Raw genomic sequence first — 12,325 nt, forward strand, 5'->3', positions numbered from 1 at the left:
TGCACAGACTAGGCGCGTGGGCCGCCCGCGGCAATGGAGCAGAAGTCGCATACGCCCGCGACGAAAGTCGCGGCGCCTACAGGACGCTCGCCTCGACGATCCGGTGGCGGTCCTCTTCCTGCTGCAGGCGCCACATCTCCGCGAAACGCCCGTCCTGCGCCATGAGGTCGCGGAAGCTGCCGCGCTCGATGATCCGGCCGTCGTGCATCACGAGGATCGCGTCGGCGTCGACCACCGTGGACAGGCGATGCGCGATCACCAGCGCGGAGCGGTCGCGCGCGATCTGCCGCAGCTCGCCCTGGATCGACTTCTCGGTCTTCGAATCGAGCGCCGAGGTGGCCTCGTCGAAGATGAGGATCGGCGGGTTCTTGAGCATCGTGCGCGCGATCGACACGCGCTGTTTCTCGCCGCCCGAGAGCTTGAGCCCGCGCTCGCCCACCGTGGTCTCCCAGCCGTCGGGCTGGCGTTCGATGAACTCGCGGATGTGCGCGACCTCGGCCGCGGCGACGATCTCCTCGCGCGTCGAGCCGGGCCGGCCGTAGGCGATGTTGTAGTAGATCGTGTCGTTGAAGAGCACCGTGTCCTGCGGAACGATGCCCATCGCCGCGCGGACACTCGCCTGCGTGACGTCGCGCAAATCCTGGCCGTCGATCGTGATGCGCCCCTGCTGCACGTCGTAGAACCGGAAGAGCAGGCGCGCGAGCGTGCTCTTTCCCGAGCCGCTCGCGCCCACCACCGCGACCGTGTGGCCCGCGGGCACCTCGAAGCTCACGCCCTGGAGGATCTGACGGCGACCGTCGTAGCTGAAGTCCACGTTCTCGAACGCGATCGCCGCGCCGGTGATCTTCACGGCCGGAGCATTCGGTTTGTCCTGCACCTCGCGGTTCTCGGAGAGGAGCTTGAACATCTTCTCCATGTCGATGAAGGCCTGCTTCATCTCGCGGTACATCACGCCCAGGAAATTGAGCGGGATGTAGAGCTGGATGAGCAGCGCGTTCACCATCACGAGGTCGCCCAGCGTGAGCTTGCCCACCACGATGCCGTCGGCCGCGCGCCACATGAGCAGCGACACTGCGAGCGCGATCACCGCCGCCTGGGCCGCGTTGAGCAGTCCCAGCGAGGTCTCGCTAGTGACTGCCGCGCGCTCATAGCGCTTGAGCGTGTCGTCGTAGCGGTCGGCTTCCCACTTCTCGTTGCCGAAGTACTTCACCGTCTCGTAGTTGAGCAGCGAATCGACGGCGCGCGTGTTCGCCTTCGAGTCCATGTCGTTCATCGTGCGGCGGTGTTGCGTGCGCCACTCGGAGATCGCGAACGTGAGTGCCACGTAGAGGATGATTGCCGCGACCGTGATCACGCCGAACCACACGTCGAAGCGGACGATGAGGAAGCCCGTGACGAGCGCCATCTCCAGCAGCGTGGGCAGCACGCTGAAGACCATGAACGACAGCAGTGTTGAAATGCCGCGCGTGCCCCGTTCGATCTCCCGGGTGAGGCCGCCGGTCTGGCGCTCGAGGTGGAAGCGAAGCGAGAGCGCGTGGAGGTGATGGAAGACTTCGAGCGCGACGCGGCGCATCGCGCGGTGCGAGACCTTCACGAACACGACGTCGCGAAGCTCGTTGAAGAGCGTGCTCGAAAGCCGCAGCACGCCGTAGGCCACGAGCAGCGCCACCGGAACGGCCAGCACGGCGTGGGGACCGGACAACCCGTCGACGATGCCCTTCATCACGACGGGCACGCCGATGTTGGTGAGCTTCGCCGCGACGAGGAAGCCGAGCGCGAGCAATACCCGCCCCCGGTATTCCCAGAGGTACGGGAGGAGCTTCGCGATGACGCCGAGGTCGCCCTGGGGCGGCGCGGCGCTAGAGGCGCTCGAGGGTTTCGCGGGTGCGGTCGCTACGGACATTGCCGGTATTGAGCGTGGTGGCGGGTTCGAAGAGGAGCACTTCGACTTCTTCGCGCGCATTGGGGCGGTGCTCGACGCCGCGCGGAATCACGATGAATTCGCCCGCGGCCAGGTGCACGACCTTGTCGCGCAGCTCCATGTCGAACTCGCCCTTCACGACGAGGAACATCTCGTCCTCGTTGGCATGGTGGTGCCATTCGAAGGGGCCGAGGAATTTCACGAGCTTCACGTGCTGGCCGTTCAGGTCGGCGACGATCTTCGGATCCCAATGCGTGCCGATGCGCGCGAGCTTGTCCGCGAGATTGACCTTGTCCATGGGAGGGGCTTTCGAAAATGCGTCCGACAATGGTAGTGGAAAAGCCATCGACCGCCGCCGGATTGTCGGATTGCTTTCCGCCCGGGGATGCTCCTAGCATCGCACTCTTGCAAGACCTCCCCAGCCAGACGCACCGAAATGGACGCCAAGGTGGTGATTTCGTGAGACGCACGTGGACGATCATCGGTGTCGGCGATGTCGCTGGCAGCTTCGAGTGGTACCAGTCGTTGCTGGGCTTGCCGGAGTCCGCGCCCGCGCACGACTTCTTCGGCCAGATCGTCGACACGGATGGAACGGTCCTGCTCTGCCTGCACGCGTGGGGCGAGCACGACCACCCGTCCCTCACGAGCCCCGATCGCGCCACCCCGGGCAACGGCCTCCTCCTGTTCTTCCGCGTCGATGATTTCGACAGCGCCCTCGCGAGGGCACGCGGCCTGGTCACGCGCTTCGAAGAGGAGCCCCACCTGAACCCGAGCACGGGAACCGAGGAGTTCTCGCTGCGCGATCCCGATGGTTACTACGTCTCGATCAGTTCGCTGACCCCCCAGTGACCGCCGACTCCCGCGCCTCCTCCCTTCTCGCCCGCGTCATCGAGAAGTACCGCCTCCTGGCTTCGTACCAGGACACGGGTGTCGTCCTCCAACCGCTGAGCCCCAGCGACGCGCCGATCGAAACCAAGTTCACGACCCGCTTTCGACGCCCGCATTTTTTCCGCTTCGCCTTCTCGAGCCCGCATCCGTTCCCACCCCTCGCCCACCTGATCACGTCGCATTGCTGCGGATTGGACGATGCGGGCGCGTACGCATGGATGAAGATCTACGAGGAACCGGCCACGCTGAAGCCGGTGAAGAACATCTCGATCGCGGTCGCCAGCGCGACGGGAATCTCCGGCGGGTCCGCGCACACCATCGGCGCGCTGCTCATGCCCGAGGTTGGCGGACTCGGTCTCGATCAACTCAAGGGAATCTCGTTCCTGGGCGAGGAGCGCTTCGAGGCCGCGAACTGCCTCGTGATCGCCGGCTCCGGCTGGGGCGCCGAGGTGAGCCTCTGGATCGACCGCGAATCGCTGATGATCCGCAAGGTGCGAACCAAGATCGGCGCGCATCCCCCGGCCGACGAAATCCGCAGGAACATCCAGATCGATGAGAGCATCCCCGACCGTGAATTCGAGCGTCCGAGTTCCGGTCACTGACGACGTGGACGCAACAGGACGGGGCCATGGAATCGCCTGACGACGAATGGGAACTCACGCCCGAAGTCGCGCACCCCAATGCGAAGCGCCTCCTGAAGGACGAGTTCTATTGGGACATCTGCGATGAGGATTCGCCGTTCGGAAACGACACGGGCGCGGATACCCTCGAGTTCTATCGGGAATGGATCGAGGAAAGCGACGACGACGAGGATTTTCTCCATCAACTCTTCGACGACTGGGAGGTCGACTGGGAACGTGCGGAGGCCATTCCCGACGCCGAATTGAGTGCGTGCCTCGAGGAAGAGCACTTCGATATCCTGACCTACGACGACGTCCTCATCGCGGTCGCGTTCGCGCAGCTCGTGCTCGAGGGAAACACGTCGAGGGATATTGCCGCCCTGGCAATACGATCCCTGAAGCGCCAGGCGCTTCCCGAGGTCATCGAGTTTCGCGGCTGGTCTGATCCTGGCGAACGCAAGGAGCGCTGCGCCCGAATGCTCGAGGTCATGCAAAGTGCATCGTGACCCGTCAGGCAGAATGGCGGCATGCTGAAGACCTACCGAGGCAGCTGCCACTGCGGCACCGTCACCTTCGAGGCGGATCTCGACCTCACGCAGCCGACGTTCCGCTGCAATTGCTCCATCTGCCGCCGAACGCGCTTCTGGCCCGCCGTCGCGCGCGAGGACGGATTTCGCCTGCTGACGGGTGAATCGGATCTCACCCAGTACCTCTTCCACAGCCGCAAGAACCTGCACTACTTCTGCCGGCACTGCGGCGTGCGCGCATTCGGCATCGGGACCCAGACGCCGATCGGAAAGATGTACGGCGTGAACCTCGGCTGCCTCGAAGGCATCAGCGAGGAAGAACTCTCCCGGTTGCCGATCACGTACGTCGACGGACAAAACGACCGGTGGCCTGATGCGCCGCAATTCACCAGCCACCTCTAGGTTCGCGCGGTTCCTCATCGCGGCCGCGGTCGCGATGTCCGGCCCGGCTCCCGCGGGCGAGGTCGCATCGCGCGACGGCGCTCGCATCGTCTACGACGTGCAAGGCGCGGGGCCTGCGCTGGTGTTCGTCCATGGTTGGACCTGCCGTCGCGACTACTGGTCGGGCCAGGTGCGCGATCTCGCGGTCGACCACCGCGTCGTGACGATCGACCTCGCGGGGCATGGCGAATCCGGGCGTGGCAGCCGCACCGACTGGGCGATGGAGGCGTTCGGCGCTGACGTCGTGGCGGTGGTGGAGCAGCTGGGCCTGGACCGCGTCGTCCTGGTGGGCCACTCGATGGGTGGACCGGTGATCCTCGAAGCCGCGCGCAAACTGAAAGGGCGCGTGGCCGGGCTGGTGCTCGTCGATACTTACAAGCAGCTCGACAAGCCGCGCACGCCCGAACAGGTCGCCGCGGCCGTGGCACCGTTCCGCGAGAACTTCCGCGAGCAGACGAAGGCGCGCGTGCGCACGATGTTCACGCCGGCAATGAACCGCGAGACCGTCGAGATGGTAGCCAACCAGATGTCTTCCGCTTCTCCGGACATGGCGCTTCCCGCCATGCACGCCACGATCAGCTACGAAGCGCAGGCGGCCGCTACGCTCCGGGAGCTCAACGTGCCCGTGCATGCGATCAACGCCGGCTCGCCGCCCACGGATGTCGCGTCCCTGCAACGCAACGGGGTGAAGGTCGTGATGATTCCGGATACCGGACACTTCCCGATGCTGGAGAAGCCCGAGGCCTTCAACCGCGCCTTGCGTGAAGCGGTCGCCGACCTTTCGCGCCTGAAACGGGAGTGAACATGAAGAAAGTCCTGAACGTGGGCGGCAACACCAAGGCCATCGCCCTGCCCCCCCAGTACGCCGAATTCGAGCACCTGCTGCTCGATATCGATCCCAGGGGTTCGCCGGATGTCGTGTGCGATGCCCGCGAGCTCGCAACCCTGGGCGTCGGCCAGTTCGACGCCGTCTATTGCTCACACAACCTGGAGCACTACTACCGGCATGACGTTCGGCGCGTTCTTGCCGGGTTCCTGCATGTCCTCAAGGACGGCGGCTTCGCGGATATCCGGGTGCCCGACATCCTCGACGTCATGCGAGCCACCGTGGAGAGAGGCCTGGACATCGATGACGTGCTCTACGTATCAACGGCCGGCCCGATCATGGTCCTGGACGTGCTGTACGGTTTCCACGCGGAAATCGAGCAAAGTGGCCAGGATTTTTTCGCCCACAAGACCGGCTTTTCACAGAAATCCCTGCTGACGGCCGTGCGAAACGCCGGTTTCTCGAGGACCTATTCCATGGTGGGAAACCTCGAAGTCAGGGTCCTGGCATTCAAGGGGACGCCCGACCCAGCAGCACGCGCACTATTTTCTCTCCCCAACGACTGAAGGGATCCCATGCAGCGAGTGGGAACTTTTCGTCGCTGCGGCGGCAATGCTGCATGACCGTTCCCCACAAGAACATCCCGAGCGCACCGATTTGTCCCGACTGATTCCTGCTTTCCTCTGTGCCGCGAGCCTCACCGCCGTTGCCCAGCAGACTCCCGCCCCCGCCACCCCGACGCCCCCGCAGCCCCGCAAGGAAGAGCCGCAGAAGCTCGAGAAGATCGAGGTGCAGGCCGATGGCCTCGCCGAGCGGCGCGAGTCCACCGCTTCCAAGATCATCGTCAACAGCGAAGAGATCCAGAAGTACGGCGACACCAACCTGCTCGAGGTGCTCAAGCGCCTGCCGGGCGTGACGGTCGATTCCGGGCCGGGCGGGCGCGGCGGCGCGGTGCGCATGCGCGGGCTCGGCAGCGGCTATACGCAGATCCTCGTGAACGGCGAGCGCATGCCGCCGGGCTTCACGCTCGACAGCATCGCGCCCGACCTCATCGAGCGCATCGAGATCATCCGGGGGGCCAGCGCGGAGTACAGCGCGCAGGCAATGGCGGGCACGATCAACGTCGTGCTCAAGCGCGCACTGTCCACCCAGCGCAAGGAACTCAAGCTCAACGTTTCGCTCGAGAATGACAAGCCGAACGTCAACGTCTCGGGACAATGGGCTGACAAGTCCGGGAGCCTTTCGTGGACGCTGCCGTTCAACGCCACGCGCTTCTCGTTCACGGGCGAAGGCTCTAGCGAACAACGCGTCTACGATCCCGACTGGGACCTTACGCAGTTCTTCCTGAGCCGCCGGTTGAGCGAAGGCTTCGGCGGCAACGTGAACATCGCGCCGCGCCTGTCGTGGAACCTCGGGACCAACAACACGCTGAACGTCGATGCGTTCGCGTTGTTCAATCCGTTCCGCGGCCACTTCATCGAGGACAACACGCCCGTGTCGGGTCCGCCGCCGCAGTACGTCTCGACCGACCTGCGGGTCGCGAACACGAACCGAACGGCGCGCGCCAACGCCCAGTGGGTGCGGCGCTTCACCGATGGCAGCCGCATCGACGCGAAGGTCGGCGGCACGATCTTCGATTTCAACTCGGACTCGACCTTCGCGGGCAACGACCTCGCCGGCATCACGACCCTCGAGCGCACGGTCGACAGCACGATCCGCGACGGCGGCCTCACCACCATCGGCAAGTATTCATTCCCCGTCACGAAGGGCCACGCCATGGTGACGGGCTGGGACGGCGGGTGGAACGAGCGCGAGGACACGCGCCTGCAGCAGGACCTCAATCCCGTCACCGGCGTCGCGACGCGTCTGGACGAAGCGTTCGACACGAGCATCCGGCGCTTCGCGCTCTTCGGCCAGGACGAGTGGGACGTCACCGATCGACTTGCGGTCTACCTCGGCCTGCGCTGGGAAGGCATCGAGACGAAAAGCGCGGGCAACACCTACGACGAGATCCGCAACCGTTCGAGCGTGTGGAGCCCCATCGTCAACGTGTTGTGGAAGCTGCCGAACACGACGAAGGACCAGGTGCGCGCAGGCCTGTCGCGCACGTACCGGCCGCCGCAGATCCAGGAGCTGGTGCCGCGCCGCTTCTTCGCGCCGAACAACTCGCCCACCACGCCCGACTTCATCGGCAATCCCGACCTCAAGCCCGAGCTCGCGTGGGGCCTCGACGCGGCGTACGAGCACTACCCCGATGCCGGCGGCAACATGAGCATCTCCGCGTACTACCGGATCATCGATGACGTGATCCAGCGCGAAGTCGTGTTCGAAGACGGCCTCTACATCTCGCGCCCGGGCAACGTCGGCAGCGCCGTGGTGCGCGGGCTCGAATTCGACGCGAAGGGCAAGCTGAAGCAGATCTGGGCCGACGGTCCGGACGTCGACCTGCGCGGCAACTTCGCGATCAACCGCTCGAAGGTGGATACGCTGCCCGGCCCGAACAATCGCCTCGATTCGCAGGTGCCGTGGAACGGGACTGTCGCGTTCGACTACAAGGTTCCCACCACGCCGCTCACGGTGGGTTCGAGCTTCACCGCACGGGCAGGCGGCACGGTGCGCACTTCGCTCGCGCAAACCCTCTATCGCAGCGTGACGCGGCAGCTCGAGGCCTATGGCCTGTGGCGCTTCTCGCCCACTTACCAGCTTCGCTTCACGGTGCAGGACATCCTCGCGCAGGATGCGCTCACTGTGAACTCGTTCACCGACGCGACCGGCACCGTGGAGCGCACCACGCTCGACTCGCGCTTCCGGCGCTTCTCCTTCCTCTGGGAGATGAAGCTCTGAGGCGGGGTGGCCGGTAAGCTGGGCGCATGCGCCGATTCGCCGCGACTGCCCTGCTCTTCATCCTGCTCGCATCCGCACTGCAAGGATGCCTCCTCACCCGCGTGCTCGAAACGAGAGGGCAGCTGTGTGACGACCAGCCTTCCCGGATCGTCGTTGCCCGAGCGCCGGGAAAAGGCCTGCGAGTCGTGTTCGAGAAACCCACGCTCACGGACCGCGACGTGATCTGGATCGTGGGGTATGAACCCACGCAAGTCACCGGCACGGGCGCGGTTCGCCAGTTCACCTACGAGGCGCTCCCGCTTCACCGGCCGCTCGATCGCTCGGCCGGGCTCGTCGCGGAACTTTCCTTCGAGCGCCTCGACGGCGAGTACCGGCTCGCAGAAGTGGCGATTCCCGAGAAATTCAGCGCCGTCCTGTCGCCCGCATTGCTCGAGGACGTCGTCAGGGTCGCGTGCAAGGCGCAGATCGGCATCGTCCCGCCCACCACGTCGTTCGACCTCGCCTCCCTCGACAGGTCGACATTGCCAACCCGCGACGACCTGACGCGGCTCCTGGGACCTCCACCCGCCTCGATGGGCGCCTCCGACGAGGTTTCGTACCAGTACTGCCTCGCACCCTGCGACGCGAGTTCCGCCATGGCGGCAAACGTGAAGGTCTCGTTCGGCAACCGTGGGGAGATGCAGCGGGTGGACGCGAGCTACTTTCGATACTTCGTTGCCATCGACCTGGTTTCGTCCCGGGCGACCGCTCGTGTCGAACTCCGCTAGCCAATCCGGGCTCGCCGGGTAAACTGGAGTCGCCATGGATACCCACACCGAAGTGAAATCGATCGTGACCGCGGCATGCTTCGGCTTGCTGCTGGCGAGCGCGGGTTGTGCCTCGATCGTCGATGACTTCAGCGGCCGAACAGAGGCGTGCAGGATCCTCGCGACAGGCGAGCCGGGCACAGGGACCATCGTTCGCCTGATCGACACGGGCGCGACCATCAACAACGATCCGGTCGTCGAGTTCGTGGTGCGCGTCGTGCCGGCCAATGGCACGCCCTTCGAGGGACGGGCCAAGTCGCTGGTCTCGCGTCTGGATGTTCCGGCGGTGCAACCGGGACGCGTTCTTCCGGTGAAATACGACCCACGGGATCCGGCGCGAGTGGCCTTCGATCTCGGGAGCTGCCCCGCCAAGTAAGGGTTTCCGAGTGCCGCGATTTGCCGCGAACCTGGGCTTTCTTTTCACCGAGCACGATTTCCTCGAGCGCTTCGGCGCCGCACGGCGCGCCGGATTCGCGGCCGTCGAGTTCGCGTCACCCTACGATCACCCGGCGCAGCGCGTCGCCGAGCGGCTCGAAGAGCACGGCCTCGCGTGCGCGCTTTTCAACCTGCCGATGGGCGATCGCGCGAAGGGGGACTTCGGCCTCGCGTGCCGGCCCGAGCGCATCGCGGAGTTCCGGTCAGGTGTCGCGCGCGCCATCGAGTACGCGCTCGCCCTTCGCTGCCCGCGCATGAACTGTGTCGCAGGCAAGCAGCTCCCCGGCGAGGATGCGGCCGTGCTGCGAGCGACGCTCATCGACAACATCACCTACGCCGCGACCGAGCTCGCGCGCGCGGAGCTCGAGCTCGTCGTCGAACCGATCAACTCGATCGACGCACCCGGCTTCTTCCTCACGCGCTGCAGCGAAGGTGCCGCGCTGATCGCCGAAGTGAACGCGCCCAACCTCGCGCTGCAATGCGACCTCTATCACGTCGCGATGATGCGCGATGACCCTGCGGCCACACTCGACAGCCTGAAGTCCGTCATCCGCCACGTGCAGTTCGCCGATGCGCCGGGGCGCAACGAACCCGGGTGCGGCCGCCTCGATTTCGCCGCCCTCTTCGCGCAGCTCGATCGGCTCGGCTACGCGGGCTGGACCTCCGCGGAATACCGTCCGTCGAAACGCACCGAGGACACGCTGGTCTGGATGAAATAGAGGTAGCATCAAAGCGCCACCCGGCGTTCCTCCTGAAGGAGGCGGTCATGAAACTTCCCGCCCTGTTCCTGTGCATCGGTGTCGCGTTGCCCGCCTTCGGCGCTGTCAGCCAGGCGCCCGCGGACAAGCCCAAGGAGGAAGACGCCGCCTACCAGACGCTGATCTCGGCCGCGAACGCCGTCGTCGCGGTCAAGATGAAGGCGCTCGCCAATGCGCGGTCGGCGGAAACCCTCGGCAATGAGCGGCTTGGCAGCGGCGTCCTGATCGCGCCCAGCGGACTGGTGCTCACGATTGGCTACCTCATCCTCGAGGCCGACCAGGTCGACGTGACCACGGTCGGCGGCCGCACCATTCCCGCGACGGTGGTCGCCTACGACCACGCGACCGGCTTCGGATTGCTGCGTCCCATCGGCCCGCTCGACGTGAAGCCCGTGCGCCTGGGCAACTCGGGCAAGGTCGACGCCCTCGATCGCATGATGGTCGCCACCGGCAGCGGCGAGCTGGGCGTGTCGGTCACCACGGTGGTTTCCAAGCGCACGTTCGCGGGCTACTGGGAATACCTGATCGACGACGCGCTGTTCACCTCGCCGCCGCGTCTCGACCACAGCGGCGCGGCGCTCATCAACAAGGACGGCGAGCTCGTGGGCATCGGCTCGCTGTTCGTCATGGACGCGCAAACGCCGGGCGAACGGCTGCCCGGCAACATGTTCGTGCCGGTGGATCTCCTCAAACCGATCATCGACGAGATGATCGAGACCGGGCGGCAGAAGGCGGGCGTGCGGCCGTGGCTCGGCATCAACTCGCTCGAGGAGGACGGCCGCATCAAGGTGCTGCGCGTCACCTCCGATGGTCCCGCGGAGAAAGCGGGCATCAAGCCCGGCGACATCATCCTCACGGTGGGTGGCCAGAAGGTCGAGAAGCTCGATGATTTCTACAAGAAGCTCTGGTCGAGCGGCAAGCCGGGCGTCGAAGTCGCGCTGAAGATCCTCCAGGGGGCGGAAGTCCGCGATCTGAAGATCCGTTCCATCGATCGCCTCGAGTTCGTTAGAAAGAAGCCGACGATCTGACGATCGTCGGCTAGCATTGGGGCCTTGCCCCTCCGCCGCCTCCTCTACACCGCCGCCTTCCTCCGCGCGCTCGCCATCGGCCTGATGGCCGTGCTGATCGGGCTCTACTGCGCGAAGCTCGGTCTCTCGCCGGTGCAGATCGGCGCCGTGCTCTCCGCGGCACTCTGGGGCGCCGCGCTCGCGGCCCTCCTCACCATGGTGATGGGGCCGCGGCTCTCCGAGCGCGCGATGCTGGTGGCGCTCACGGCGCTGCCCGTCGTCGGCGGCGCGATCCTGCTCAACTCGGAGACATTCGCGCTGGTGCTCGCCGCGGCGTTCCTCGGGATGTTCAACGTGCACGGGCGTGATCGCGGCGCGATCCCGATCCTCGAGCAGGCGCTCTTCCCCGCCACGACGACCGATGCCGATCGCACGCGCGTTTTCGCCTGGTACAACGTGCTGCTCGACGTGGGGTACGCGATGGGCGGCTTGATCGCGGGCTTGCCCACACTGCTCGAAGCCACCACGGATCTTTCAACGCTCGACGCGATGCGCATCACGCTGGTGATCTTCTGCGCGCTCTACGGCGCGGCGGCGATCCTCTACGCGCGCCTGCCTGCGATCGTCGACGAGGTGAAGCCGGTGGGATTGCGCAGTCTCTCGCCCGAGAGCCGGCCGATCGTCGCGAAGATCTCCGCGCTGTTCCTGCTCGATGCATTCGGCGGCGGCTTCATCGGCACGGCGATCTTCGCGTACTTCTTCGTGGAGCGATTCGGCGCCACCGCCGCGACCGTCGCGATTCTCTTCAGCGTGGGCCGCCTGCTCTCGGCGTTCTCGCATCTCGCCGCGGCATGGCTCGCGCGGCGCATCGGCCTCGTGAACACGATGGTCTTCACGCACATCCCGTCGAGCATCCTGCTCTTCACCATCGTGGGCGTGGACAGCTTCGCGTGGGCGGCCTTCTTCTTCCTCGTGCGCGAAGGCCTCAACGAGATGGATGTGCCCACGCGCCAGTCTTACGTGATGGCGGTGGTGAAACCCGAGGAGCGCCTCGCCGCCGCGGGCATCACGAACCTCGTGCGTTCGGGAGGTTGGGCCGCCGCGCCCATACTCGCGGGCGTGATGATCCAGGGCATGGGGCTGGGCGTACCGCTCGTCGTCGCGGGCGTCACGAAGATCGCCTACGACCTGCTGCTGTGGCGTGAATTCAGGCGGGTGAAGCCGCCCGAGGAGAAATAAAGGGGTCAGGTTA

14 protein-coding genes are annotated in these 12,325 nt (G+C 65.7%); 12 read left to right on the top strand and 2 right to left on the bottom strand.

Features of this window, described 5'->3' with window-relative positions:
- Positions 1-76: 76 nt before the first annotated feature.
- Positions 77-1,903 carry an ABCB family ABC transporter ATP-binding protein/permease gene (locus tag DSM104440_RS15275; RefSeq protein WP_171164114.1) on the bottom strand — a complete coding sequence of 609 codons (1,827 nt, stop codon included), beginning with the start codon at positions 1,901-1,903 and terminating at the stop codon, positions 77-79.
- Positions 1,860-2,219: a cupin domain-containing protein gene (locus tag DSM104440_RS15280; RefSeq protein ID WP_171164116.1), complete on the bottom strand. Its 360-nt coding sequence runs from the start codon at positions 2,217-2,219 to the stop codon at positions 1,860-1,862. The genes DSM104440_RS15275 and DSM104440_RS15280 overlap by 44 nt, the downstream gene beginning before the upstream one ends.
- Before the next feature lie 161 nt (positions 2,220-2,380).
- Here DSM104440_RS15280 and DSM104440_RS15285 point away from each other — a divergent pair, with 161 nt between their 5' ends.
- The 12 genes from DSM104440_RS15285 (at position 2,381) to DSM104440_RS15340 (ending at position 12,312) form a co-directional block, all read left to right on the top strand.
- Positions 2,381-2,770: a VOC family protein gene (locus DSM104440_RS15285; protein ID WP_171164118.1), complete on the top strand. Its 390-nt coding sequence runs from the start codon at positions 2,381-2,383 to the stop codon at positions 2,768-2,770.
- The gene (locus DSM104440_RS15290) at positions 2,767-3,411 is read left to right on the top strand and encodes a hypothetical protein (RefSeq protein WP_171164120.1); all 645 of its coding nucleotides are present in this window, start codon (positions 2,767-2,769) and stop codon (positions 3,409-3,411) included. Before DSM104440_RS15285 ends, DSM104440_RS15290 begins: the two co-directional genes overlap by 4 nt.
- A 26-nt stretch (positions 3,412-3,437) precedes the next feature.
- Positions 3,438-3,935: a hypothetical protein gene (locus DSM104440_RS15295; protein WP_171164122.1), complete on the top strand. Its 498-nt coding sequence runs from the start codon at positions 3,438-3,440 to the stop codon at positions 3,933-3,935.
- A 21-nt stretch (positions 3,936-3,956) separates the two neighbouring features.
- Entirely contained in the window at positions 3,957-4,358 is a 402-nt protein-coding gene (locus DSM104440_RS15300; RefSeq protein ID WP_171164124.1) for a GFA family protein, read from the top strand.
- A complete protein-coding gene (locus DSM104440_RS15305) occupies positions 4,330-5,199 on the top strand; it encodes an alpha/beta fold hydrolase (RefSeq protein WP_171164126.1) in 870 nt (289 codons plus the stop codon). The genes DSM104440_RS15300 and DSM104440_RS15305 overlap by 29 nt, the downstream gene beginning before the upstream one ends.
- Before the next feature lie 2 nt (positions 5,200-5,201).
- Complete coding sequence (locus DSM104440_RS15310; protein WP_171164128.1) at positions 5,202-5,789, top strand: class I SAM-dependent methyltransferase; 588 nt, start codon at positions 5,202-5,204, stop codon at positions 5,787-5,789.
- Between the two features lie 91 nt (positions 5,790-5,880).
- On the top strand, positions 5,881-8,067 hold the full coding sequence (locus DSM104440_RS15315; protein WP_171164131.1) for a TonB-dependent receptor plug domain-containing protein: 2,187 nt from the start codon (positions 5,881-5,883) through the stop codon (positions 8,065-8,067).
- Between the two features lie 26 nt (positions 8,068-8,093).
- Positions 8,094-8,834, top strand: a complete 741-nt coding sequence (locus DSM104440_RS15320; protein WP_171164132.1) for a hypothetical protein — start codon at positions 8,094-8,096, stop codon at positions 8,832-8,834.
- Positions 8,835-8,868: 34 nt separating this feature from the next.
- Positions 8,869-9,249, top strand: a complete 381-nt coding sequence (locus tag DSM104440_RS15325; RefSeq protein WP_171164135.1) for a DUF3592 domain-containing protein — start codon at positions 8,869-8,871, stop codon at positions 9,247-9,249.
- Positions 9,250-9,259: 10 nt separating this feature from the next.
- Complete coding sequence (locus DSM104440_RS15330; RefSeq protein WP_171164138.1) at positions 9,260-10,027, top strand: hydroxypyruvate isomerase family protein; 768 nt, start codon at positions 9,260-9,262, stop codon at positions 10,025-10,027.
- Positions 10,028-10,074: 47 nt separating this feature from the next.
- Positions 10,075-11,094, top strand: coding sequence for a S1C family serine protease (locus tag DSM104440_RS15335; protein ID WP_171164139.1), 1,020 nt, complete (start codon positions 10,075-10,077; stop codon positions 11,092-11,094).
- A gap of 24 nt (positions 11,095-11,118) precedes the next feature.
- Positions 11,119-12,312 (top strand): MFS transporter, encoded by a 1,194-nt coding sequence (locus DSM104440_RS15340; protein WP_171164141.1) that lies wholly within the window; start codon positions 11,119-11,121, stop codon positions 12,310-12,312.
- Positions 12,313-12,325 lie beyond the last annotated feature (13 nt).

Origin of the sequence: Usitatibacter palustris (genome assembly GCF_013003985.1) — a bacterium.
GTDB lineage: Bacteria > Pseudomonadota > Gammaproteobacteria > Burkholderiales > Usitatibacteraceae > Usitatibacter > Usitatibacter palustris.

Bases quoted from the DNA above. Each gene is read 5' to 3' on its own strand.
- DSM104440_RS15275 (WP_171164114.1), bottom strand. From the start codon at position 1,903: ATGTCCGTAGCGACCGCACCCGCGAAACCCTCGAGCGCCTCTAGCGCC.
- DSM104440_RS15280 (WP_171164116.1), bottom strand. From the start codon at position 2,219: ATGGACAAGGTCAATCTCGCGGACAAGCTCGCGCGCATCGGCACGCAT.
- DSM104440_RS15295 (WP_171164122.1), top strand. From the start codon at position 3,438: ATGGAATCGCCTGACGACGAATGGGAACTCACGCCCGAAGTCGCGCAC.
- DSM104440_RS15300 (WP_171164124.1), top strand. From the start codon at position 3,957: ATGCTGAAGACCTACCGAGGCAGCTGCCACTGCGGCACCGTCACCTTC.
- DSM104440_RS15305 (WP_171164126.1), top strand. From the start codon at position 4,330: ATGCGCCGCAATTCACCAGCCACCTCTAGGTTCGCGCGGTTCCTCATC.
- DSM104440_RS15310 (WP_171164128.1), top strand. From the start codon at position 5,202: ATGAAGAAAGTCCTGAACGTGGGCGGCAACACCAAGGCCATCGCCCTG.
- DSM104440_RS15320 (WP_171164132.1), top strand. From the start codon at position 8,094: ATGCGCCGATTCGCCGCGACTGCCCTGCTCTTCATCCTGCTCGCATCC.
- DSM104440_RS15325 (WP_171164135.1), top strand. From the start codon at position 8,869: ATGGATACCCACACCGAAGTGAAATCGATCGTGACCGCGGCATGCTTC.
- DSM104440_RS15335 (WP_171164139.1), top strand. From the start codon at position 10,075: ATGAAACTTCCCGCCCTGTTCCTGTGCATCGGTGTCGCGTTGCCCGCC.